Source organism: Enterobacter sp. SCRI0065, assembly GCF_059766475.1.
The window spans coordinates 193309-216446 of the sequence record NZ_JCBAJB010000003.1 but is presented as its reverse complement, the minus strand read 5'-3'; the positions used below and the strand labels follow the sequence as shown (position 1 = coordinate 216446).

The 23138-nt window shown below is 55.8% G+C and carries 20 protein-coding genes; 13 read left to right on the top strand and 7 right to left on the bottom strand.

Features of this window, described 5'->3' with window-relative positions:
* Positions 1-141: 141 nt before the first annotated feature.
* The 5 genes from AC6EMZ_RS11045 to AC6EMZ_RS11025 are packed head-to-tail and all read left to right on the top strand — an operon-like array spanning position 142 to position 4826.
* On the top strand, positions 142-951 hold the full coding sequence (locus AC6EMZ_RS11045; RefSeq protein WP_498402528.1) for an ABC transporter ATP-binding protein: 810 nt from the start codon (positions 142-144) through the stop codon (positions 949-951).
* Positions 951-1931 (top strand): FecCD family ABC transporter permease, encoded by a 981-nt coding sequence (locus AC6EMZ_RS11040; RefSeq protein WP_498402820.1) that lies wholly within the window; start codon positions 951-953, stop codon positions 1929-1931. Before AC6EMZ_RS11045 ends, AC6EMZ_RS11040 begins: the two co-directional genes overlap by 1 nt.
* An 11-nt stretch (positions 1932-1942) precedes the next feature.
* Positions 1943-2980, top strand: a complete 1038-nt coding sequence (locus AC6EMZ_RS11035) for a FecCD family ABC transporter permease (protein WP_498402819.1) — start codon at positions 1943-1945, stop codon at positions 2978-2980.
* A 14-nt stretch (positions 2981-2994) separates the two neighbouring features.
* Complete coding sequence (locus AC6EMZ_RS11030) at positions 2995-3942, top strand: iron-siderophore ABC transporter substrate-binding protein (RefSeq protein WP_498402527.1); 948 nt, start codon at positions 2995-2997, stop codon at positions 3940-3942.
* Positions 3939-4826, top strand: coding sequence for a MurR/RpiR family transcriptional regulator (locus AC6EMZ_RS11025; protein ID WP_498402525.1), 888 nt, complete (start codon positions 3939-3941; stop codon positions 4824-4826). Before AC6EMZ_RS11030 ends, AC6EMZ_RS11025 begins: the two co-directional genes overlap by 4 nt.
* Here the strand turns inward: AC6EMZ_RS11025 and AC6EMZ_RS11020 are convergent.
* On the bottom strand, positions 4800-5654 hold the full coding sequence (locus AC6EMZ_RS11020) for a helix-turn-helix transcriptional regulator (protein ID WP_498402524.1): 855 nt from the start codon (positions 5652-5654) through the stop codon (positions 4800-4802). The genes AC6EMZ_RS11025 and AC6EMZ_RS11020 overlap by 27 nt on opposite strands.
* Positions 5655-5820: 166 nt before the next feature.
* Here AC6EMZ_RS11020 and AC6EMZ_RS11015 point away from each other — a divergent pair, with 166 nt between their 5' ends.
* Genes AC6EMZ_RS11015 through AC6EMZ_RS11005 form a run of 3 tightly spaced genes read left to right on the top strand, consistent with a single transcriptional unit; the run spans position 5821 to position 10154 of the window.
* Entirely contained in the window at positions 5821-7638 is a 1818-nt protein-coding gene (locus AC6EMZ_RS11015) for a DUF2264 domain-containing protein (RefSeq protein ID WP_498402522.1), read from the top strand.
* A 31-nt stretch (positions 7639-7669) separates the two neighbouring features.
* On the top strand, positions 7670-8938 hold the full coding sequence (locus tag AC6EMZ_RS11010) for an oligosaccharide MFS transporter (RefSeq protein WP_498402520.1): 1269 nt from the start codon (positions 7670-7672) through the stop codon (positions 8936-8938).
* Positions 8939-8966: 28 nt separating this feature from the next.
* On the top strand, positions 8967-10154 hold the full coding sequence (locus tag AC6EMZ_RS11005; RefSeq protein ID WP_498402519.1) for a glycoside hydrolase family 88 protein: 1188 nt from the start codon (positions 8967-8969) through the stop codon (positions 10152-10154).
* Between the two features lie 84 nt (positions 10155-10238).
* Here AC6EMZ_RS11005 and AC6EMZ_RS11000 read toward each other — a convergent pair whose 3' ends face one another.
* The 4 genes from AC6EMZ_RS11000 to qseB form a co-directional block, all read right to left on the bottom strand.
* Positions 10239-10553 (bottom strand): putative quinol monooxygenase, encoded by a 315-nt coding sequence (locus AC6EMZ_RS11000; protein WP_498402518.1) that lies wholly within the window; start codon positions 10551-10553, stop codon positions 10239-10241.
* A 30-nt stretch (positions 10554-10583) separates the two neighbouring features.
* Complete coding sequence (locus AC6EMZ_RS10995) at positions 10584-11165, bottom strand: NAD(P)H-dependent oxidoreductase (RefSeq protein WP_498402517.1); 582 nt, start codon at positions 11163-11165, stop codon at positions 10584-10586.
* A gap of 107 nt (positions 11166-11272) precedes the next feature.
* Positions 11273-12622, bottom strand: a complete 1350-nt coding sequence (gene qseC, locus AC6EMZ_RS10990) for a quorum sensing histidine kinase QseC (RefSeq protein WP_498402516.1) — start codon at positions 12620-12622, stop codon at positions 11273-11275.
* Positions 12619-13278, bottom strand: a complete 660-nt coding sequence (gene qseB / locus AC6EMZ_RS10985; RefSeq protein WP_498402515.1) for a quorum sensing response regulator transcription factor QseB — start codon at positions 13276-13278, stop codon at positions 12619-12621. Before qseB ends, qseC begins: the two co-directional genes overlap by 4 nt.
* A gap of 139 nt (positions 13279-13417) precedes the next feature.
* On the opposite strand from qseB, the gene AC6EMZ_RS10980 reads away from it, so the two are divergent.
* The 5 genes from AC6EMZ_RS10980 (at position 13418) to AC6EMZ_RS10960 (ending at position 20855) form a co-directional block, all read left to right on the top strand.
* Positions 13418-13831 (top strand): YgiW/YdeI family stress tolerance OB fold protein, encoded by a 414-nt coding sequence (locus tag AC6EMZ_RS10980; RefSeq protein ID WP_498402514.1) that lies wholly within the window; start codon positions 13418-13420, stop codon positions 13829-13831.
* Positions 13832-13951: 120 nt separating this feature from the next.
* Positions 13952-16210 (top strand): DNA topoisomerase IV subunit A, encoded by a 2259-nt coding sequence (parC, locus tag AC6EMZ_RS10975; RefSeq protein WP_498402513.1) that lies wholly within the window; start codon positions 13952-13954, stop codon positions 16208-16210.
* A 123-nt stretch (positions 16211-16333) separates the two neighbouring features.
* The gene (gene plsC / locus AC6EMZ_RS10970; protein WP_498402512.1) at positions 16334-17071 is read left to right on the top strand and encodes a 1-acylglycerol-3-phosphate O-acyltransferase; all 738 of its coding nucleotides are present in this window, start codon (positions 16334-16336) and stop codon (positions 17069-17071) included.
* Positions 17072-17129: 58 nt separating this feature from the next.
* Entirely contained in the window at positions 17130-18542 is a 1413-nt protein-coding gene (ftsP, locus tag AC6EMZ_RS10965) for a cell division protein FtsP (protein ID WP_498402511.1), read from the top strand.
* A gap of 141 nt (positions 18543-18683) precedes the next feature.
* Positions 18684-20855: a YgiQ family radical SAM protein gene (locus AC6EMZ_RS10960; protein ID WP_498402509.1), complete on the top strand. Its 2172-nt coding sequence runs from the start codon at positions 18684-18686 to the stop codon at positions 20853-20855.
* Positions 20856-20887: 32 nt separating this feature from the next.
* On the opposite strand, the gene dkgA is transcribed toward AC6EMZ_RS10960, so the two are convergent.
* On the bottom strand, positions 20888-21715 hold the full coding sequence (gene dkgA / locus AC6EMZ_RS10955) for a 2,5-didehydrogluconate reductase DkgA (RefSeq protein ID WP_498402508.1): 828 nt from the start codon (positions 21713-21715) through the stop codon (positions 20888-20890).
* Positions 21716-21818: 103 nt separating this feature from the next.
* Positions 21819-22982, bottom strand: coding sequence for an alcohol dehydrogenase (gene yqhD, locus AC6EMZ_RS10950; RefSeq protein WP_498402507.1), 1164 nt, complete (start codon positions 22980-22982; stop codon positions 21819-21821).
* Positions 22983-23138 lie beyond the last annotated feature (156 nt).

Here is a 23138-nt window from a genome sequence, read left to right as displayed (position 1 = left end):
AGTCAGGTGATGTAGCGAGGTTTACCCCTGGTTTTATTAGGGTGTTTATCCTCTTGACTACTACATAGTGCAGCGGCAAACTCTCAAAGGAGAATGAGTTTTATTTTTATTTGTCTGTAATTTGATTAAGTTGGCATACACGTGGCTCAGAACGCGACAGAGCAGGGGCTGGTTCTCGAAAACCTCACTGCTGGCTATCAGAAAAAAATCATCGTCGATGATATTACCCTCACCATTCCTCCTGAAAAAATGACCGTACTGGTCGGGGCGAACGGGTGCGGAAAATCGACCCTACTCAGTACAATCGCCCGCCTGCTGCAACCGATGGGCGGAGCGGTTCGACTGGATGGTCACGTCATTCATGACCAGCCCACCAAAGCGGTCTCGCGCAGACTCGGCATTTTGCCGCAATCACCGCTGCTGCCAGAAGGTCTCACCGTCTTTGAGCTGGTATCGCGCGGGCGCTTTCCATGGCAAAACTTTATGCGCCAGTGGACCGACGCCGATGAGTTGGCCGTTGAAGAGGCGCTGCGCTTAACCGGTACGCAGGATTATGCTCATTTGCCTGTAGAGAGCCTCTCGGGTGGGCAGCGTCAGCGATGCTGGATTGCAATGGCCCTGGCGCAGCAAACCCCTTACATTTTGCTTGATGAGCCGACCACCTTTCTCGATCTGCGCTATCAGGTCGAAATACTTGAACTTCTCCACGACTTAACTCGCCACCACGGACGTACCGTCGTCGTGGTCTTGCACGATCTGAACTTTGCGGTGAACTACGGCGATACGCTGGTCTTTTTACGCGAAGGTAAGGTGCAGGGTGTACTCAATGAAGACGATGTGTGTACCCCCGCGCTGATCAAAGCGGTGTTCGACGTTGACGTGCAAATGTCGATAAACCCTATGACCGGCAAACCGTTCTTTATGCCATGCCGTCGCAGGGATAAGTTGTGATGCGCGCGAGCCTGGCGTCGGTTGTCTTCATCGGTTTACTGCTTCTGGGCGCGATTGTGCATCTTGGGATCGGGGCGCGTTATATTCCTGCGCAAACCGTCGTGCAGGCTTTTCTCGCCTTCGATCCGCGCAGTTTTGACCATAACGTGATCGTCAATCTACGCCTGCTGCGCCTGCTTGCTGCTCTGATTACCGGGGCCGCACTCGGCGTGGCGGGCGTGCTGTTGCAGGCGGTGATCCGCAATCCTCTTGGCGAGCCGCATATTCTGGGGCTAAACGCGGGGGCAGCGCTGGCGGTGGTCATCACCAGCGCGCTCGGGCTGACGTTACCCTTTGGTCGTCCGCTAATTGCGGCGGTCGGCGCAGGGACCTTATTTCTGCTGGTATTAACGCTGTCGTCTGCCGGGCGTTCCGGGCTGACCCCGATGAAAGTCACGCTTTGCGGCGTGGCAATCTCAGCGTTTGCCTCGTCAATCACCGCTGCGGTGCTTATTCTCGATGAACAAACGCTGCTGGCGATGCGCACCTGGCTGGCGGGCGATTTAGTGGGCCTGAACTGGGCGACGACGCGGAGCGCCGCCTGGATTGCCGCGACTGGCCTTGTGCTGGCGGTCTGGCTTGCCCCTTCGGTGAACATGCTGGCGCTGGGAGACCGCATGGCGCAAGGGCTGGGCGTCTCACTGCTTCGCACGCGCATTGTAGCGTTGCTGTCGATTGCACTGCTTTGCGGCGCGGCGGTGTCCATTGCCGGGCCGATTGGGTTTATCGGCCTGGTGGTGCCACAGACGATCCGTCGTCTGGTGTCGACTGATATACGCGTGATGGTACCGCTGTCGGCCTGCTGCGGAGCGCTGGTGTTACTGCTGGCGGATATCGCGGCCCGTACGCTGTTTGCCCCCCACGAGCTGGCAACGGGCGTAGTAACCGCGCTGGTGGGCGCACCGGTATTTATCATCATGGCGACGAGGATGTTCAAATGAATCGAGCGATTCTGCGCGCTGGCCTTCGCCCGCTGCGCCTTGGCACCTTTTCAGCCGTGGTCAGACCTAAGGCGCTGCTACTGCTGGGAATGTTGATACTGCTTGCACTGGGCATGATGCTTTACGGTCTCACCCACGGTTCGTTACCCATTCCTGCATCGGCGATGGCGCGGGCGCTATTTTATCCTGACGCGCTGAGTGCAGACGCGCGTTACATCGTCGAGGATATTCGTCTGCCGCGCCTGATGATGGCGCTGCTGTGCGGAGCCATGCTCGGTGTCGCGGGAGCCGCCATGCAGTCCATCACCCGTAACGGCCTTGCCGACCCGGGTTTGATTGGCGTGAAGGAAGGGTGCAGCGTGGCGGTATTACTGCTGATATTTCAGTTCCCGGCGCTGGGCATAGTCTGGCGGCCAGTCATCGGTATGGCAGGCGGTTTGATGACGGCGCTGCTGGTTGTTGTGCTGGCGCGCGATATCTCGCGCCCGCGTTTTATTCTGGTCGGCATTGGTGTGTCGTGGGCCTTTGCGGCGGGAATGGGGGTCTTTATGACCACCGCCGACGTGCGTGACGTCCAGACTGCGCTGCTGTGGCTGGCCGGGAGTCTGCATGCGGCAAACTGGACGCTGGTGATCGTTGCCGCTGGTTGGGCGCTTCCTGCATTTGCGCTACTGCTGTTCACCGCCCGGGCAGCAGATGTCTCGCTGTTAGGCAATCAGGCCGCAACCGGACTGGGCGTACGCACCGCCAGGCTGGCATTGTTGCAGGTCATCGCCCCCGTTTTATTGACTGCCGCCTGCGTTTCTTGCGTGGGGAGTATTGGATTTGTGGGGTTAATCGCGCCGCACATGGCGCGCTTTTTACTGCGCGGCGGCCAGACCACGCTGCTTGCGGGCAGTGCGGTACTCGGTGCGCTGCTGGTTTTGCTGGCGGATAACCTCGGACGGCTGGCGTTTCTGCCGTTGCAGTTGCCTGCGGGAATTATTGTTTCGCTGATTGGCGGGCCGTTTTTCCTGGTGCTGCTCTGGCAGCGTCGGGATCGCTTTTAAAAAGGGAAAGAGCTATGCGCATACTGTTATCTATGCTGATTCTGGCGAGTGTGACCGCCAGTGCCGCAGCACCTGTTCAGACCTTCACCGATGATTTAGGTCGAACGGTGGAAGTCCCGGTCCACCCGACGCGCATTGTGTCGCTACACGACCTCGATATCACGATTCCGCTGATTGAACTGGGCGTGCCGCCCATTGCCAGCCACGGCCGGACCCGACCTGACGGCAGCCATTTTATCCGCTCCAGCGGCATGTTAACCGGCGTTGATTTTGATAATTCCGACATCCAGTTTATCGGCACGGCGGATATCAATATCGAAGCTATTGCAGCTGCAAAGCCGGATCTGATTATTACCGAGCCCACCCGCAACACGCCGGTTGAGCAACTGGCGCGTATCGCCCCCACGGTGAGCATCGACCATCTTGACGGTGGCGCACCGGAAATCTATCGCAAGCTGGCTCAGCTGACCGGTACGCAGGCCCGACTGAGCATTCTTGAGCGCCGCTATCAGGAACAGATTAACGCGCTGAAAGCCACGATCGACACCAGTAAGATCTCCGTTTCCGTTATTCAGGCCAACCAGGGGAAAATCACCGCCATGCATAGCTACCATTCTCTGGGCCGGGTGCTGCGAGACGCGGGTTTCACCTTCCCGCCGCTTATCGAGAGTATTCCGGACGGCGGACGTATTGACGTCAGCGCCGAACGCCTGCCGGAGCTGGATGCCGATTTTGTCTTTGCGACCTGGCGGGGCGATACCGGCGGTAAGCCGCAGGACGAGTTGGCGGCCATGGACGCGGTGATGCCCGGCTGGTGCCAGTTCCTCAACGCCTGTCGCACCGGGCATTACGTGCTGATCTCTCGCGAAGAGGCAATTTCTAACTCCTTTGCCTCGCTGGGGCTGATGGCGGCGCAGGTACAATCGCACATCGCGGGCCGTCCGCTGCCGGAGCTGAAATGATCCGTAAAGAGAAATCTCGCGTGGATGTCTACGGCGAACGCTTTCGCGCCCGCGCACACCAGTTGACGCCTCGCCTGCTTCAGGTCGCCACCTACATCAATGAAAACCGCGAAGCGATGATGGAGCAAACGGCGATGGAAATTGCCGCGCTGCTCAAAACCTCCGATGCCACGGTGGTGCGCGCGATTCAGGCGCTGGGATTTGCCGGGCTGCGGGATTTGAAAAGCACGCTTGAGCACTGGTTTGGCCCAGCGATCAGCTCCAGCGAAAAGATCTCCACCACGGTCAATATTCTGACCAGCGACGTCAATTCCAGCATCGACTTCGTGCTGGAAGGCCATCAGCACACCTGCGAAGTCTTGTCGGAGCCAGCCAATCGCTATGCCATGGCGCAGGCGGTGGCGCTGCTGAGCGAGGCGCGCCAGGTGGCCATTTTTGGCATTGGCGCGTCGGGCATTCTGGCGGAGTATACCGCGCGTATGTTTAGCCGGATGGGGCTGCCCGCCACGCCGCTCAACCGCACGGGAATTGGGCTTGCGGAGCAACTCATTGAACTTCAGCGCGGTGATGTGCTGGTGATGATGGCGCAAAATTCGGCGCATCGTGAAGGGCAGACGACGCTGCGCGAGGCAAAACGGCTGGGCATTCCGACCATCTTATTAACCAACGCGCTGGATTCTCGATTTAGCAAAGAGGCTAACGTGGTTATCCACGTTCCGCGCGGCGGCGAAAAAGGCAAAGTTCCGCTGCACGGTACGGTCCTGCTGTGTCTGGAGATGCTCGTGCTGTCGGTGGCGTCCACCACGCCTCAGCGCAGCATTAAATCCATCAAGCGTATTAACGAATTCCATCGCGGCTTAAAGCCCGGGAAGAAGAGTCGCTAGATGATTCTTTCGGTACTGTAGGGGTGTCTCACCGATACCCTTTTTGAACGCGCTGATAAAGTAGGTGACATCAGAAAACCCGACGCGGGTGGCGATATCCCGCACGCTCGCATCAGAATGCAACAGACATTCACAGGCTTTACGCAGCCGCAATGTGTTCAGGTAATCGTGAATTTTCTCGCCCGTCTCGGTGTGGAATTTTCGTGAAACGTAGCTGCGGGATTTGCCTAACTCTTCTGCCAGACGCGCGAGGCTGAATTTTTGCCGGTAATTCTCGTCGAGCCAGAACATCACCTGGCTGGCAATACCGTGGCTGCTGCCGGGCGCGCCGTCGTTGTCATCCGGAAGCATCGCAAACAGGCTAATCAGCAGGCTGGCGACGTTCTCGCTGTTCATCGGTAACGGATAACAGCCCAGCAGATGGTCGATGTGAGTATGGCAATGCGCGACATCGGCGACCCAGGCTGCTCCTCCGCGCTGCGACAGCTTTTGCAAACGCTGCTGGGCCTGCGGGAAGTCGCGCAGCGCTTTCAGCACCGCGTGGTGATCCAGATGAATAATAGTGCGGCGATAAATTGCTTCGGCCTGTTCGTCCACCATCACCTTGTGGAGCGTAAACGGCGGGAAGAAAAACAGCCGTCCAGGACGCATGGTGTAATGGCGGTTATCGACAATCGCGACACCGAAACCTGCTTCCACATACAGTATTTCCAGACACTGATGCCAGTGATGGTATCGCACGGTATTGGCAAACAGTCGACTGAACGACACGATGGTGTCGTTTAAGGTTATCAACTCCAGACGGTCGGATTTTGGCGTCTCACGCATAGTGCAATAAAACTCAACTTTTACGCTTCTGTTTGTCTTTATAAACCACCTTTTTAAATTTTCTCAACTGCGGGTTTATTCATCTCTCGCAGCTGTGACGCGGGTAACATTTCTACGCCGTAGGGATTCACTATTCTTTGCCGCAGATGATTATGAGGACGAGCGTATGTGTGCGGCAAACAAAGAAACATCAAATCCGTTGTCTTCCCGCCAGGACGTGGCGGCAGAATTAAACGCAATGCTGGGCGCGCTGGATAAACAATTCCCGCAAGGAAGTTCGCGCTTTTCGCTGGGTGAAACCTGCGCGCACTACGCCACGGACGTGGCTCAGATGGAAGGGCTATCCCGTGTGTTGTGGGGGCTATTTCCGTTAATGGCGGCGGGCGATACCACCCCGTACAGCGATAAATACATCGCGGCTATCAAGCAAGGAACCGATCCGCAAAGCCCTGGCTACTGGGGCGAAACCGCACCCTACGATCAACGTCTTGTCGAGATGGCAGCGTACGGGCTGGGGTTGTCGCTATTGCAGGATAAGCTGACCGACCTGTTCAGCGAGCGTGAAATCATCAATCTGCACGCGTGGCTCAACCAGATAACCGACGCGCAAATGCCGGACAGCAACTGGAACTACTTCGCCATTATGGTCCAGCTCGGGTTCAAACGCGCCGGGCTGCCCTACGACCAGCGGGTAATCGACCGCCGCTTTACGATGATGGACGCCTATTATCTCGGCGACGGTTGGTATTCCGACGGTATAGGCCGCCCAAAAGATTACTACATCTCAATGGCCTTCCACTTTTACGGCCTGATTTACGCCACGCTCAGCGGTGACGAGGAGAGGGCGAACGCGCTGCGCGAGCGCTCACGGCTGTTTGCCAATGATTTCATTTATATGTCCGCCGCCGATGGTGCATCGGTGCCGTTTGGCCGCAGCCTGACCTACCGTTTTGCGATGGTGGCCTTCTGGAGCGCGGTGGCCTTTTCCGGGCTGGATGTGTTCACGCCGGGCATCGTCAAAGGCATTATTTTGCGCCATCTTCGCTGGTGGCAGCAGCAGCCTATTCTCGATCGTGACGGTATCCTGACGCTCGGGTTTACTTATCCGAACCTGGCCATGTGCGAAGACTATAACTCGCCGGGATCGCCGTACTGGGCGCTCAAAACTTATCTGATCCTGGCGCTGCCGGAAGCGCATCCGTTCTGGCAGGCGCAAGAACAACCGTTGCCTGCGCTTGTCGAGAAACACGTCATTGCACACGCGCAGCAAATCCTGATGCACGCCGATAATTCGCAGCACGTCACGATGCTCACCGCTGGACAGCTTGAGCTAAACAACTACGTCAACACCGAGGCGAAATACACCAAATTTGCCTACTCCAGCCGCTTTGGTTTCACCATTGAGCGCGGTCGGTTTGGTCTGAAACACGCTGCCTGCGATTCGATGCTGCTGCTCGCCGATGGTGACAGTTATTTCCGTGGGCGTCGGGAGTGCGAAGCGGTGCGCGTGGATGAAAATTACATTTTCTCGCGTTGGTCACCGTGGCATGACGTTCACATCGATACCTGGCTGGTGCCGTTTGGCGACTGGCATCTTCGTTTGCATCGCGTGAACAGCGCGCGAACGCTGCAAACGGTGGAGGGCGGTTTTGCGGTGATGAAAGCAGAGCCTGAGCTGGGTGGACGGGGGAGCCGAATCAATGCAGAAAACGGCAGCAGCGTGATTGTCGATCTGTCGCCCGTTATCCAGCGCGTGCCGGACAGCGTGGTGACCCCCCCAAACAGCAGCATCATGTTTGCCGAATGCGCCTCCATTCCGATGCTCACCACCACCCTCCCGCAAGGAGAAAGCTGGCTGTGCTGCGCGGTGACTGCTGCGGGTCAATCACCGCACACCTCGGTCACTCCGCTGCTTCATATCAATAACAATCAGGTTGTTATTCGCCAGCCTGATCATGAACGTCAGCTGTCGTTCTTTTTATAACACTCTGGCCCCCCTTTTTGGCGAGGATAGTATGGAAAAGACATCAACGAATAACAGAACCGAATATTACAAAATCAGCACCTTTATCTTTCTTTACTTCTTTACCTGGTCGGCCAGTATTGGCCTGCTGGCAATCTGGCTCGGACAAAAAGCCAATCTTAGCGGCTCGGTAATCGGAACGGTATTTGCCGTTAACGGGATCTTCTCCGTTATTTTAAAGCCGATTTATGGTTACATTCTCGATAAAATCGGTATGAGCAAATATCTGCTCTATTTCGTTGTCGCCATGTCGGCGCTGATGGCACCGTTCTTTATCTACGTATATCAGCCGCTGTTATTATCCAATACCATGCTGGGTATTATTATTGGTGCGCTCTATTTAAGCTTTGCCTGGTATGCGGGCGTGGCGGCGTGCGAATCCTATTCCGATCGTTTCAGTCGTCTGAACGGCATGGAGTTTGGTCAGATTCGCATGTGGGGTTCCCTTGGCTGGGCGGTGGCGTCGTCGTTCTCCGGACTGCTGTTTAACCTCTCTCCGTCGTATAACTTTATTATGGGCAGCGTGGCGTCGGTCATCATGCTGATTGTCCTGCTCAATCTGAAAGTGAACACTAACTCCGTTCACGCCGGGGATGTCCTGACCAAAGAAAAAATTGCGCCTGCGGATGTTTACGCGCTGCTGCGTAGCCGTAAGTTCTGGGCGTTCTGCCTGTACGTGGCGGGCGTGGCGTGGATGATGTTTATCGCCGAGCAGCAGTTCTCGCGCTACTTCGTCACCTTCTTTGACGATATCCATCAGGGCAACGCGGTATTTGGTTATTTAGGTACCGTGCAGTCGGGAATGGAATTCGTCATGTATATGGTGATCCCGCTGTTCGTGAACTTTATCGGTGCCAAACGTGGATTACTGATTGTCGGATTAATTGTTGGTGCGCGTCTGATTATCTCCGGTATGTGCGACTCGCACTTATTAATCTCGGTCCTCAAACCGTTATACGGTCTGGAAATCTGCCTGCTGCTGGTGTCGGTATTTAAATACATCGCCGAGCATTTCGATAAGCGCGTGAATGCCACCATGTATTTATTAGGCTATCAGGCCATGCTGTACGTGGGTAACGTAGTGATCTCTTCACCGGCAGGTTATATGTACGACCGCATCGGCTTTGAGCAGACCTATATCATTATGGGCGCCACCGCGCTGACCTTTACCCTGATTTCTGCCTTTACGTTATCCGCATGCCAAAGCAAATGGCGCGGTACGTCGGCGATATCCATAGCAGAACACCATCCATCTCGATAATTTACGCCGTCAAAGAAGGAACCGAAATATGTTAAGTCATATCGTAGAGGAACGTTTGAGCGCTATTCCTGCGCCCGTCGATGCACACGCGTTTAGCGATGAATTACGCTCGGCGCGTCACCATGTCCTCGACCTGATTAGCCGTCATTTAACGGAGTTCGGTGAAAAATTCCCGGCTGAGACCTGCAAAGAGGGATATTACCCGCTGACCGAGAACGTCGAGTGGACCACCAGTTTCTGGACCGGACAGCTGTGGCTGGCATGGGAGATGAGCGGGGATGAGAAATTCCGCACAATGGCAGAAAAAAACGTGCGGTCGTTTGGCCTGCGCATCGCCGGGCGCAGCGACACCAATACTCACGACTTAGGGTTCCTGTATACGCTCTCGTGCGTGGCAGCCTGGCGGTTGACGGAGAACCGCGAGGCGCGCGGCTTCTCGCTGCTGGCGGCTGAAGCGCTGCTCGAACGTTTTCACCAGAAAGCGAAGATCATCCAGGCGTGGGGCGATCTGTCCGATCCCGACCAGGCCGGGCGAATGATCATCGACTGCAATATGAACCTGCCGCTGCTGTACTGGGCGACGGAACAGACGGGCGATCCGCGCTTTGCCGAAGCCGCAAAAGCCCACGTTGCCCAGGCGGCGAAATACCTGATTCGCGAAGATGCTTCAACGTTCCACACCTATTACATGGACGTGAAAACCGGCGCACCGCGCTACGGCAACACCCAGCAGGGCTACGCCGACGACTCCTGCTGGTCACGTGGACAGGCGTGGGGGATTTACGGTTTCCTGCTGAGCTATATCTACACCGGCGATGAAACCATGATTGCCCTGTCGAAACGGCTGGCAAACTATTTCCTCAACCGCCTGCCGGAAGACAGCGTGTGCCACTGGGATCTGGCGCTGGTGGGCACCGACGCGCTGCGTGATTCGTCCTCGGCGGCGATTGCAGTGTGCGGCTTGCTGGAGCTGGTCAAACATCTCCCGGTGACCGATCCGGATCGTGAACGTTATCTGGAATGGGCCAAAGGCATCATGTCCTCTTTGACCAGGCACTACCTGATGGGCAAAGAAGAGAAGGGCAACGGCCTGCTTAAGCACTCGGTTTACCATCTGGCGAGCGATAAGGGCGTGGATGAATGTGCAAGCTGGGGGGATTATTTCTACGTCGAGGCGCTGGTGCGGTTCACGCAAAGCTGGAAGTTGTACTGGTAGTTTATCCCCTCACCCCAGAGGGGAGAGGGGACTGCTCGGTGCGGGCTTTTCTCCCTCGCCCCTCTGGGGTGAGGGGCAAAAAACCTAAACCCCTTGCTCCAGAATACGGATATGCGTTTCCAGAACGTTGCCCTTTACCGCGTCGCCCCAAGCTTTCATGTGTGGCGTTTGCAGGTGTGCTTCCAGGTGTGCCACGGTTTCCCACAGCTCAACCATGATGATCGAGTCAGGCGCGGTGGTCTGGAAACTCACGCCAGCGGCGGTGTCCACCATCGGCGCATAGCCGTGACAGCCTTCTTCATTTAACACGGCCGGGATAATCTTCGCGAACTCATCCAGCACCGCCTGGCGGTGATGTTGACCTGGACGGGTACGGATTTCAGCAATAACGGTAAGCATGGTTAACTCCTTTTCTTTCCAGGCGACCAGTTAAGCAAAAATCTCGGCGAGATGCTTGCGATATTCTGCGATATAACGCGGGACGTCCGGCATTTTAATGACGTCGTTGACGATAAACGTCGGCAACGGTTCCATTGCCAGGAACTGGTTAGCCTTGTGGAACGGCAGGTAAGCACCGTCAACACCGACGCCGTGGAAGAACTGATCTTCGTCGGTAAATGCATCCAGCGGGGCATTCCAGGTCAGAGATAACATGTATTTTTTGCCGTGCAGCAGGCCGCCGGAACCGTATTTTTTCGCCCCGTCAGAACGGGTGCGACCATCGCTGGCGTACAGGGAACCGTGGCCTTCGGTGAACACATCGTCCATGTACTTTTTCACGGTCCACGGTGCGCCCATCCACCAGCCCGGCATCTGCCAGACCACCACATCGGCCCACAGGAAGTTCTGCACTTCTGCCGGAATATCGTAGTCGCCGTCGGTACGCACGACTCTAACATCATGCCCGGCGTCGCGCAGGAAACCGTCCGCGACCTCGGTCAGGGTGTCATTAAGCTGGCCTTTCGAATGCGCGAATTGTTTCGCACCGTTGATAATCAGAATGTTGCTCATTATGGGGTCTTCATCGTTGAGAGTATGTCCGCGATTCTACGCGCGACAGCGATGCGGAAAAATAAGCAAAATGTATAAAGTCTTTTGCTGTTTACGCAATAATTCTGCTACCAACCGACTTTGGCCTCGAAGCCGCCTTCCCGCGCATTGCCCAGCGAGACGTGCATTCCATGCAGCGCGGCAATACGTTTCACGATGGACAACCCCAGCCCGCTGCCGGTTTCATCCTGGCCCGGCGGACGATAAAAACGCTCGCCAAGACGCGCCAGCTCGGCGGGCGCAATGCCCGGTCCGTTATCGCGCACGGTAAAGCTGCGCGCATCCAGCGTCACGTCCACCACGCTACCGCGCGGACTATAACGCACGGCGTTATCCAGCAGGTTACGCACCAGCAGGCTCAGCAACAGCTGCTGGCCGGGGCGCGTGACCTGTGGCGCGTTCACGTTTAATCGGATTTCAATACCTGCAATCTGCGCCGGATGATAAATATCCATCACCGCAGATTGCAGGAGATCGGCCAGCGGGATCGGTTCGATATCGTCGAGATTGTCCAGCGAGTCCAGCCGCGACAGGGTGAGCAGTTGCTCCACCAGTCGAGAGGCCCGGTCGATTCCCGCGTGCAACTGCATCAGTGCTTTTTCCTGCGCCGCGGGATCGTCGAGCGACAGTTGCGCGACCTCGGTTTGTACTTTCAGCGCCGTCAGCGGGCTGCGAAGTTCATGAGCCGCATCGGAAGTAAAGCGGCGCTCGCGGGTCATCATCTCCTGAGTGCGTTCAAACAGATGATTGAGCGCATCAAGCAGTGGACGCACCTCTGCGGGGACACCTTGTGTAGAAAGCGTATCGGTCGCGTCGGGTGAGCGAAGACGCAGCGACTGGGCAAGTTTTTTTAACGGGCGTAGCTCGCGGCTCAACAGGACGATCAGCAATAACAGCATTAACGGCAGGGCAATCAGCCACGGCGTGAGCTGTGAGGTGACAACATCTACCGCCATATCCTGACGATATTCCCACTCCTGGCCCACGACAATGCGGTATTTGCCATTCGGCGCGGTCAACCACAGGAAGCGCCACTCGTCTTTGTCACCCTTAAGCTGCCCGTTATCAAAGCCGTCGCGGCGATAGTCATACGGAATATCCTGACCATTTTCGCCATCGTGCAGCAGCATCTTTCCGTCGGTGGAATAGATCGCGAATGCCAGCGCATCGTCGTCCAGATGCCCGTGCTTTACCTTTTTCGGGATGTCGCGCATGCGAGCGGGGGCTTTTAGCTCATCAATATCCATCGTCAGCAGACGTTTGGCGAACAGCATCTGCTGGGTATCAAAAAGCTTATCGAGCTTATTCGTGGTTTGCTGCCAGGCGACCACGCTTGCTGCCATCCAGGCCGCCAGCGACAGCAGTAAAAAGAGTAACGTCAGGCGTAGCTTTAGGCTTAAACGTTGCGTCAGTTTCATGCGTCACCCAGGGTATAACCAATGCCATGCACGGTACGGATAAATCCGCTGCCAAGCTTGCGGCGTAAATGATGGACGTGGACTTCGACGGCGTTACTGGAAACGTCGTCATCCCAGTTGTAGAGTTTTTCTTCGATGAGCTTACGCGGTAACACGCGGCCCGCGTTACGCATCAGTAGCTCCAGCAGGGCGAACTCTTTCGGCTTGAGCGCCAGCGTTTCGCCATCGAGTGTTGCCACCAGGCTGACCGGATCCAGCGTGACCTTTCCGTGACGTAATTCACGGCGCGTCTGACCGTGGCTGCGGCGCACCAACGCTTCAAGGCGGGCTGCCACTTCTATTAAGGCAAAGGGTTTACACAGATAGTCATCGGCACCAAGGCGCAGGCCTTCGACCCGCTGATTAAGTGCATCGCGGGCGGTGAGGATCAGTACCGGCTCGCTGCGACCGCCTTCGCGCCACTCGCGCAGGATCTCTAGCCCATCCATGCCGGGTAGCGTGAGGTCCAGCACCACCGCATCATACGGCGCTGAATAAAGCGCGGCTTTTCCGGTACCGCCATCGGTGAACCAGTCAACGCTAAAACCCATTTTGGTTAGCCCGGCTTTGATACCGTCGCCGATAAGCTTGTCATCTTCTACCAGTAATATGCGCATTTTCCCCTCCGTGATGATGCAGTAAACCCTCTGGATGAGCTTACTGTACAGAAATAATAAATAAATTTTCCCCTTAAGAAGTTGTTAAGGTTTACCCTGTTTAATGGAACTCGAAACCACATTAAAGGGAGAGAATACGATGAAAAAATTCGCTGCAATTACAGCAATCATGATGATGACCACGGCACCGGTTTTCGCCGCTCAAGGCGGATTTAACGGCCCGTCAGCGACGCCAGCCCAAACCCAGACCCAGGCGCAAACTCAGCAGGGTGGGTTCGTGGACACCAACGCCAACCTGACTACGGCGGCAAAGGTTAAGGATCAGAAGGACGACAGCTGGGTGAAGCTGCGCGGTAATATCACCGAACGCCTGTCTGACGACCGTTACCTGTTCCGCGATGAAACCGGCACGGTCAACGTCGAGATCGACCACAAACGCTGGAACGGTCTGACCATCACCCCGCAGGATAAAGTCGAAATTCAGGGTAAGGTTGATAAAGAGTGGAATGAGTTTGAAATCGACGTCAAACAGGTCATCAAGCTGAACAAATAACGTCAAAAAAGGGCCGACTCATCGGCCCTTTTTCTTTGTGACTCAACTCGCCAGATAGGGTAGTATCTGCGGCAATATTGCCTGAAACCCACAGGTTTCTGAGTTGAGGAATCACAATTAATGAGCGATATGGCAGAGCGCATCGCGCTACATGAATTCACTGAAAACGCCTATCTGAACTACTCCATGTACGTCATCATGGACAGGGCATTGCCGTTTATCGGTGATGGCCTGAAGCCCGTTCAGCGCCGCATCGTCTTTGCGATGTCCGAGCTGGGCCTGAGCGCCAGCGCCAAATTCAAAAAATCCGCCCGTACCGTGGGTGATGTTCTCGGTAAATACCATCCGCACGGCGACAGCGCCTGTTATGAAGCGATGGTATTAATGGCACAGCCATTCTCCTATCGTTATCCGCTGGTCGATGGCCAGGGAAACTGGGGGGCACCGGACGATCCGAAATCCTTCGCAGCGATGCGTTACACCGAATCACGCCTGTCCAAATACGCAGAAGTGCTGCTGGGCGAACTGGGGCAGGGGACGGTCGACTGGGTACCGAACTTTGACGGTACGATGCAAGAGCCGAAAATGCTGCCCGCGCGTCTGCCGAATATTCTGCTGAACGGCACCACCGGTATTGCCGTGGGGATGGCGACGGATATCCCGCCGCACAACCTGCGCGAAGTGGCTAAAGCGGCGATTACGCTGATTGAAAAACCGAATACCACCCTTGATGAAGTGCTGGATATCGTGCAGGGGCCGGATTACCCGACCGAAGCTGAAATCATCACTTCGCGTGCTGAAATTCGCAAAATCTATCAGAACGGTCGCGGCTCGGTACGTATGCGCGCGGTATGGACCAAAGAAGACGGCGCGGTGGTGATTACCGCACTGCCGCACCAGGTCTCAGGCGCAAAAGTGCTGGAGCAGATTGCTGCCCAGATGCGCAATAAAAAGCTGCCTATGGTTGACGATCTGCGCGATGAGTCGGACCACGAAAACCCGACGCGTCTGGTGATCGTGCCGCGCTCCAACCGCGTGGATATGGAGCAGGTAATGAACCACCTGTTCGTCACCACCGATCTTGAAAAAAGCTATCGCATTAACCTGAACATGATCGGCCTGGACGGTCGCCCGTCGGTGAAAAACCTGCTGGAGATCCTGAACGAGTGGCTGGTGTACCGTCGCGATACCGTGCGTCGCCGTCTGAACTATCGTCTGGAAAAAGTGCTCAAGCGCCTGCATATCCTCGAAGGTTTACTGGTCGCGTTCCTGAATATTGACGAAGTCATTGAGATAATCCGTACCGAGGACGAGCCAAAGCCTGCGCTGATGTCGCGCTTTGGTATTAGCGATACTCAGGCGGAAGCGATCCTCGAACTGAAACTGCGCCACCTCGCCAAGCTGGAAGAGGTAAAGATTCGCGGTGAGCAGAACGAGCTGGCAAAAGAGCGCGATCAGCTGCAGGCGATTCTGGCGTCCGAGCGCAAGATGAGCAATCTGCTGAAGAAAGAGCTGCAAGCTGATTCCGATGCGTTTGGTGACGACCGTCGCTCGCCGCTGCACGAGCGTGAAGAAGCCAAGGCAATGAACGAGCACGACATGCTGCCATCTGAACCCGTGACGATTGTCCTGTCTCAAAGCGGCTGGGTGCGTAGCGCCAAAGGCCACGACATCGACGCGCCTGGATTAAGCTACAAAGCGGGTGACAGCTTCAAATCGGCGGTGAAAGGCAAGAGCAATCAGCCGGTGGTGTTTATCGACTCCACGGGGCGCAGCTACGCCATCGACCCGATTACGCTGCCATCGGCGCGCGGGCAAGGTGAGCCGATCACCGGCAAACTGACGCTGCCACCGGGTGCCAGCGTGGACCATATGCTGATGGAAAGCGAAGAGCAGAAGCTGCTGATGGCCTCCGACGCGGGTTATGGCTTCATCTGTACCTTCAACGATCTGGTGGCACGTAACCGTGCGGGTAAAGCACTGATTAGCCTGCCGGATAACGCGCATGTCATGCCGCCGCTGTTGATTGAGAACGAGACAGATATGCTGCTGGCGATTAGCCAGGCAGGGCGTATGTTGATGTTCCCGGTAAGCGATCTGCCGCAGTTGTCGAAAGGCAAAGGCAACAAGATAATCAATATTCCGTCAGCGGAAGCAGCAAAAGGCGAGGATGGTCTGGCGCATCTGTTTATCCTGCCGCCGCAAAGCACGCTGACCATTCACGTCGGCAAGCGCAAAATTAAACTGCGTCCGGAAGAGTTACAGAAAGTGATTGGCGAGCGTGGACGCCGCGGTTCGCTGATGCGTGGTCTACAGCGTATTGACCGCATTGAGATCGACTCGCCAAACCGACCAAAATCGGGCGATAGCGAAGAGTAAAATAGCTTCTCCCCCTTCTGTTCAGAAGGGGGTTCTCGCTAAAATTTCCGTTATATAAAACATAATTCTTACCCGGCGGCAGTTGCAGTATACTTGTCAGCTGTTAGGGCTTCTGAGGTCGCTATGCTATTAATTGTTCGCTTAATTCTTACCGTTATCTACTGCATTCTGGTTTGCGTGTTCGGGTGTATTTACTGTCTGTTCAGCCCACGTAACCCAAAACATGTCTCCACCTTTGGCCGCATGTTTGGCCGCCTCGCACCGCTGTATGGCATGAAAGTGGAAACCCGCTTACCTGAAGGCGTGGAACATTTCGGCAACGCCATCTATATCGGCAATCATCAAAATAACTACGATATGGTGACCGCCGCGGCTATTGTGCAGCCGCCAACGGTTACCGTGGGTAAAAAAAGCCTGCTGTGGATCCCTTTTTTCGGGCTGCTTTACTGGCTCACCGGTAACTTGCTGATCGACCGTAATAATCGCGCCAAAGCGCACAGCACCATCGCTGAAGTCGTGAGCCATTTTAAGAAACGCAAAATCTCTATCTGGATGTTCCCGGAAGGAACTCGTAGCCGTGGTCGTGGGCTGCTGCCGTTCAAAACAGGCGCGTTTCATGCTGCAATTGCGGCAGGCGTACCGATTATTCCTGTGTGCGTTTCCAATACATCTAATAAGATTAATCTTAATCGCTTGAAAAACGGGCTGGTGATTGTTGAAATGCTCCCGCCTGTTGATACCAGTCAATACGGTAAAGACCAGGTTCGCGAGCTGGCAGCGCATTGCCGCGACCTGATGGCCCGTCATATTGAAATGCTCGACAAAGAAGTTGCAGAAAGAGAAGCCGCCGGAAAGCTTTAAGCCGGAATTAAAGGGAAAACGAATTCCCACGTAGTTAGCCGTTTTACATGGAGCAAATATGTCATTCAGTCGGCGTCAGTTTATTCAGGCTTCGGGAATCGCCCTTTGTGCAGGTGCGGTTCCGCTGACAGCCAACGCCGCCGGGCAGCAGCAACCGCTGCCCATTCCGCCGTTGCTCGAATCCCGTCGTGGTCAGCCGCTTTTTCTGACGATGCAGCGTTCTCACTGGTCCTTCACCCAGGGAACTCGCGCGTCGGTATGGGGCATTAATGGCCGCTATCTCGGCCCAACTATCCGCGTCTGGAACGGCGACGACGTGAAGCTGATTTACAGCAACCGTCTGACGGAAAACGTCGCGATGACCATTAGCGGTTTGCAGGTGCCAGGCCCACTGATTGGCGGTGCGGCGCGTATGCTGTCGCCGAGCGCCGACTGGGCGCCAGTGCTGCCGATCCGCCAGAGTGCCTCAACGCTGTGGTATCACGCCAACACGCCAAACCGCACCGCGCAGCAGGTTTACAACGGCCTGGCCGGGATGTGGCTGGTGGAAGATGAAGTGAGCAAATCGCTGCCTATCCCGAACCATTATGGCGTCGACGATTTCCCGGTCATTATCCAGGACAAGCGTCTGGATAACTTCGGCACGCCAGAATACAGCGAGCCGGGCAGCGGTGGATTTGTTGGCGACATTTTGATGGTGAATGGCGCGCAAAGTCCTTACGTTGAAGTTTCGCGCGGCTGGGTCCGTCTGCGTCTACTGAATGCGTCAAACTCGCGTCGCTATTTGCTGCAAATGAGCGATGGTCGCGCCCTGCATGTGATTTCTGGCGATCAGGGCTTCTTGCCTGCGCCCGTGTCCGTCAAACAGCTTGCGCTGGCTCCGGGCGAACGTCGCGAAATCCTCGTGGACATGACCAACGGTGATGAAGTGTCGATCACCTGCGGCGAGGCGGCGAGTATTGTTGATCGAATTCGCGGCTTCTTTGAACCCTCAAGTATTCTCGTCTCCACGCTGGTATTAACGTTGCGTCCGACAGGCCTGTTGCCGCTGGTGACGGATAACCTGCCGATGCGATTGTTGCCGCAAGAAATCCTGAGCGGCACGCCGGTTCGCACGCGTGATCTTAGTTTGGGCGACGATCCGGGCATCAACGGTGCGCTGTGGGATGTGAATCGCATTGATATCACCGCTCAACAGGGGACGTGGGAGCGCTGGACGGTGCGCGCGGAAATGCCGCAGTCGTTCCATATTGAAGGCGTGAGTTTCCTCATCCGCAACGTCAACGGGGCGATGCCGTTCCCGGAAGACCGTGGCTGGAAAGATACCGTCTGGGTCGATGGGCAGGTTGAACTGCTGGTCTATTACGGGCAACCTTCCTGGGCACACTTCCCGTTCCTGTTCCACAGCCAGACGCTGGAAATGGCGGATCGTGGTTCAGTGGGGCAGTTGCTGGTGAATCCAGCGCCGTAAAAACCTTCCCCCTCACCCTAACCCTCTCCCCGTGTACGGTCCGGGGTGAGGGGAAACATACCTGCCACATTAACCCTTCATTTCCCGCATTGATCCAGCGTATAATCCCCGCCCTTTGTTTATTTTTTCTTCGGAAGCATTATGAGCGCAATATCCTTGATCCAGCCGGATCGAGACCTCTTCTCCTGGCCGCAGTACTGGGCGGCCTGTTTTGGGCCGGCACCATTCTTGCCGATGTCCCGCGAAGAGATGGACCAACTGGGCTGGGACAGCTGCGATATTATTCTGGTGACTGGCGATGCATACGTCGATCATCCGAGTTTTGGCATGGCCATCTGTGGGCGCATGCTAGAAGCGCAGGGCTTCCGCGTCGGGATCATTTCTCAACCAGACTGGAACAGCAAAGAGGCGTTTATGAGCCTCGGCAAACCCAATCTGTTCTTCGGCGTGACTGCGGGCAACATGGACTCCATGATCAACCGCTATACCGCCGATCGCAAACTGCGTCATGACGATGCTTACACCGCTGATAATGTCGCCGGTAAGCGTCCGGATCGTGCCACTTTGGTTTACACCCAGCGTTGTAAAGAAGCATGGAGAGACGTGCCGGTCATCCTGGGTGGAATCGAAGCGAGCCTGCGTCGTACCGCGCACTATGATTACTGGTCTGATACCGTGCGCCGCTCGGTGCTGGTGGATTCCAAGGCTGACATGCTGATCTTCGGCAACGGTGAACGCCCGCTCGTAGAAGTGGCGCATCGTTTGTCCCAGGGCGAGCCGGTTTCCAGCATTCGCGACGTGCGTAACACCGCAATTATGGTGAAAGAAGCGCTGCCGGGCTGGAGCGGTGTCGATTCCCGGATCATTGATATGCCGGGCAAAATCGACCCGATCCCGCATCCGTACGGTGAAGATCTGCCGTGTGCCGACAACAAGCCTGTCGAGCCAAAGAAAGCGGAGGCGAAAGCCGTCGTCGTACAGCCACCGCGTCCTAAGCCGTGGGAAAAGACCTACGTGCTCCTGCCGTCCTTTGAAAAAGTGAAAGGCGACAAAGTGCTGTACGCTCACGCGTCGCGCATTTTGCACCATGAAACCAACCCCGGCTGCGCCCGTGCGTTGATGCAAAAACACGGCGAGCGCTTTATCTGGGTTAACCCACCGGCCATCCCGCTCTCGACCGAAGAGATGGACAGCGTATTTGCCCTGCCGTACAAGCGCGTGCCGCATCCGGCGTACGGTGATAGCCGCATTCCAGCGTATGAGATGATCCGTTTCTCAATCAACATCATGCGTGGCTGCTTTGGTGGCTGTTCTTTCTGTTCGATCACCGAGCACGAAGGCCGCATTATTCAGAGCCGATCCGAAGACTCGATCGTCAATGAGATCGAAGCCATTCGCGACTCCGTTCCTGGCTTTACCGGCGTGATCTCCGATTTGGGTGGCCCAACGGCAAACATGTACATGTTGCGCTGCAAGTCGCCGCGCGCGGAACAAACCTGCCGTCGTCTGTCGTGTGTCTATCCGAGCATCTGCGAGCACATGGACACCAACCACGAGCCGACGATCAACCTTTATCGTCGTGCGCGTGATCTGAAGGGCATCAAAAAGATCCTGATCGCCTCCGGTGTGCGTTACGACATCGCGGTGGAAGATCCTCGCTACATCAAAGAGCTGGCAACTCACCATGTGGGCGGATATCTGAAGATCGCGCCAGAACATACCGAAGAAGGCCCATTATCGAAGATGATGAAGCCGGGCATGGGCAGCTACGATCGCTTCAAAGAGCTGTTCGACACCTATTCCAAACAGGCGGGCAAAGAGCAGTATCTGATCCCGTACTTTATCTCCGCGCACCCAGGCACGCGTGACGAAGACATGGTAAATCTGGCGCTATGGCTGAAACAACGCCGCTTCCGTCTGGATCAGGTGCAGAACTTCTATCCGTCGCCGCTCGCTAACTCGACGACCATGTATTACACCGGCAAGAATCCGCTGAGTAAGATTGGTTATAAGAGTGAAGATGTGGTGGTACCGAAGGGGGATAAACAGCGTCGTCTGCATAAAGCGCTGCTGCGTTACCACGATCCAGCAAACTGGCCGCTGATTCGTCAGGCGCTGGAAGATATGGGTAAAAAGCATCTGATAGGTTCACGCCGCGATTGTCTGGTACCTTCGCCAACGCTTGATGAAATGCGCGAGGCGCGCCGCCAGAACCGCAACACGCGCCCGGCGCTGACCAAGCACACGCCGATTGTGCATCAGCGTTCGAATGCGAATGCCAGTGCGAAGAAGCCTGTGAAGCGCAAAGCGTAAAATGAAAACCCCGGCAAGCCGGGGTTTTTTATTTAACCGCCAAACTGATCCGGGTCCGGCCCTAAGCGCTTGCCCTGGTCCAGCTTCGCAATCTCGCTTAGCTCGTCCTTATCCAGACGGAAATCCCAGACGTCGAAGTTCTCGGCGATACGCGACGGCGTGACTGATTTCGGAATCACGACCAGCCCACTATCCAGATGCCAGCGGATGACAATCTGCGCGACGGTTTTACCGTACTTTTCAGCTAAATCGCGGATGATTTTCTGATCGAAAACACCTTCGCCACCCTGTGCCAGCGGGCTCCAGGATTCGGTTTGAATTTTGTGCGTGGCGTTCCAGGCGTGAAGCTGGCGCTGTTGCATCAGCGGATGAAGCTCGATCTGGTTAATCACTGGCGCAACGCCCGTTTCATCAATCAGTCTCTGCAAATGATGAATCTGGAAATTACAGACGCCGATACTCTTCACCAGCCCAGCCTGCTGGAGTTCGATCAGCCCTTTCCAGGCCTCGACGTAATGATCGATTGCCGGAACTGGCCAGTGCATCAGATACAGATCGACGAAATCCAGCTGGAGTTTCTCCAGACTTTCTTGCAGGGCTTCGCGTGGACGTTTTTGATCGTCATTCCACAGTTTGGTGGTGATAAACAGATCGTCGCGCGAAACACCGGCGCTGGCCAGCGCTTTGCCGACGCCGTCTTCATTTTTGTACGCAGCAGCGGTGTCTATCGACCGATAGCCGACTTCCAGTGCTTTGTGAATGGCGGATACGACCTCGTCGTTACCGGCTTTCCATACGCCGAGCCCCAACTGGGGCATTATGTTGCCATCCTGAAGCTTGATTACGGTTTGGTTTGCCATCTTTCCTCCTCCATTTGCTCATCACCGAGGGAGCCCCCGGTGATGTGGTGTGCATTAAGTCTGGACGAAAAGTCAAAAAACGAAAGGCTGGATGGTAAAACGCTTAGCGTGCCGCTTCGTAAATGCGACGGCTCACGTCCAGGGTAATGTCTTGATGTTCACCCAGTTGCGTCATACCGTGCGCTTCCAGTTTTGCCAGCAGGGCCGGGATTGAGCTACCGTCCAGGCCATAGCCTGAGAGGCGAGTCGGAACACCCATCTGCTCGAAGAAACCGCGAGTGGCTTCAATCGCTGCATCGATACGCGCGTCTTCAGAACCTTCTGTAATGTTCCATACACGCTCGCCATATTGCAGCAGTTTGGCGCGTTTGGTGTCGCGTTTTTCATTCCACAGGGCAGGCAGAACCACCGCCAGCGTCTGAGCATGATCCAGACCGTGCATTGCCGTCAGTTCGTGACCCAGCATATGCGTCGCCCAGTCCTGCGGCACGCCAGCACCAATCAGGCCGTTCAGCGCCTGGGTGGCAGCCCACATGACGTTGGCACGCACGTCGTAGTTTTCTGGCTCCTGCAAGGCTTTCGGGCCATCTTCGACCAGCGTCAGCAGAATACCTTCTGCGAAACGATCCTGAATTTTGCCGTTTACTGGATAAGTGACGTACTGCTCAACGGTGTGAACAAACGCATCCACGACACCGTTGGCAACCTGACGCGGTGGCAGGGTGTAGGTATAAACCGGATCCAGAATCGCAAATACCGGCTGAACGTGATCGTTCATGAACGCTTGTTTATCACCGGTGGTTTTACGCGAAATCACCGCGCCTTTGTTGGATTCTGAACCGGTTGCAGGCAGCGTCAGCACGGAGCCCATTGGGATCGCGCTTTTGATGTCATTTCCACGGGTTTCCAGAATATGCCATGGATCGATACCGTCAGGATAATGTGCAGCGGCAGCGATAAACTTGGTGCCGTCCAGTACGGAACCACCGCCGACCGCCAGCAGGAAGGTGATGTTTTCTTTACGGGCGATTTTGACCGCGTTCATCAGCGTTTCGTAAGACGGGTTCGGCTCGATACCGCCAAACTCACGCACGTCAACGCCTTCCAGGGCGCTGTACACCTGATCCAGCACGCCCGTTTTCTTCACGCTGCCGCCGCCGTAGGTGATCAGTACGCGGGCACCGGCTGGGATCTGATCGCGCAGATCGGCGATAGCATTTTTGCCAAACAGAATGCGGGTTGGGGTATGCAGATTAAAGTTGTTCATTGCTCGTTCCCTTATGTGGGTGAAAAATCGTGGCGGCGAGAAGGCTGCCTGATGGTGCTCATTGTGGCTATCGGACGCCATCCCCTCAATGCACATTTCTGCCGTTGTCTTGCCCATTTCTACAGAGTGCTGGAGAAAATGCGAAAAACTGCGCAC

Excerpts from the sequence above, each read along its gene's own strand:
- AC6EMZ_RS11040 (WP_498402820.1), top strand. The coding sequence starts at position 951 with ATGCGCGCGAGCCTGGCGTCGGTTGTCTTCATCGGTTTACTGCTTCTG.
- AC6EMZ_RS11030 (WP_498402527.1), top strand. The coding sequence starts at position 2,995 with ATGCGCATACTGTTATCTATGCTGATTCTGGCGAGTGTGACCGCCAGT.
- AC6EMZ_RS11025 (WP_498402525.1), top strand. The coding sequence starts at position 3,939 with ATGATCCGTAAAGAGAAATCTCGCGTGGATGTCTACGGCGAACGCTTT.
- AC6EMZ_RS11020 (WP_498402524.1), bottom strand. The coding sequence starts at position 5,654 with ATGCGTGAGACGCCAAAATCCGACCGTCTGGAGTTGATAACCTTAAAC.
- AC6EMZ_RS11015 (WP_498402522.1), top strand. The coding sequence starts at position 5,821 with ATGTGTGCGGCAAACAAAGAAACATCAAATCCGTTGTCTTCCCGCCAG.
- AC6EMZ_RS11010 (WP_498402520.1), top strand. The coding sequence starts at position 7,670 with ATGGAAAAGACATCAACGAATAACAGAACCGAATATTACAAAATCAGC.
- AC6EMZ_RS11005 (WP_498402519.1), top strand. The coding sequence starts at position 8,967 with ATGTTAAGTCATATCGTAGAGGAACGTTTGAGCGCTATTCCTGCGCCC.
- AC6EMZ_RS11000 (WP_498402518.1), bottom strand. The coding sequence starts at position 10,553 with ATGCTTACCGTTATTGCTGAAATCCGTACCCGTCCAGGTCAACATCAC.
- AC6EMZ_RS10995 (WP_498402517.1), bottom strand. The coding sequence starts at position 11,165 with ATGAGCAACATTCTGATTATCAACGGTGCGAAACAATTCGCGCATTCG.
- qseC (WP_498402516.1), bottom strand. The coding sequence starts at position 12,622 with ATGAAACTGACGCAACGTTTAAGCCTAAAGCTACGCCTGACGTTACTC.
- qseB (WP_498402515.1), bottom strand. The coding sequence starts at position 13,278 with ATGCGCATATTACTGGTAGAAGATGACAAGCTTATCGGCGACGGTATC.
- AC6EMZ_RS10980 (WP_498402514.1), top strand. The coding sequence starts at position 13,418 with ATGAAAAAATTCGCTGCAATTACAGCAATCATGATGATGACCACGGCA.
- parC (WP_498402513.1), top strand. The coding sequence starts at position 13,952 with ATGAGCGATATGGCAGAGCGCATCGCGCTACATGAATTCACTGAAAAC.
- plsC (WP_498402512.1), top strand. The coding sequence starts at position 16,334 with ATGCTATTAATTGTTCGCTTAATTCTTACCGTTATCTACTGCATTCTG.
- ftsP (WP_498402511.1), top strand. The coding sequence starts at position 17,130 with ATGTCATTCAGTCGGCGTCAGTTTATTCAGGCTTCGGGAATCGCCCTT.
- AC6EMZ_RS10960 (WP_498402509.1), top strand. The coding sequence starts at position 18,684 with ATGAGCGCAATATCCTTGATCCAGCCGGATCGAGACCTCTTCTCCTGG.
- dkgA (WP_498402508.1), bottom strand. The coding sequence starts at position 21,715 with ATGGCAAACCAAACCGTAATCAAGCTTCAGGATGGCAACATAATGCCC.
- yqhD (WP_498402507.1), bottom strand. The coding sequence starts at position 22,982 with ATGAACAACTTTAATCTGCATACCCCAACCCGCATTCTGTTTGGCAAA.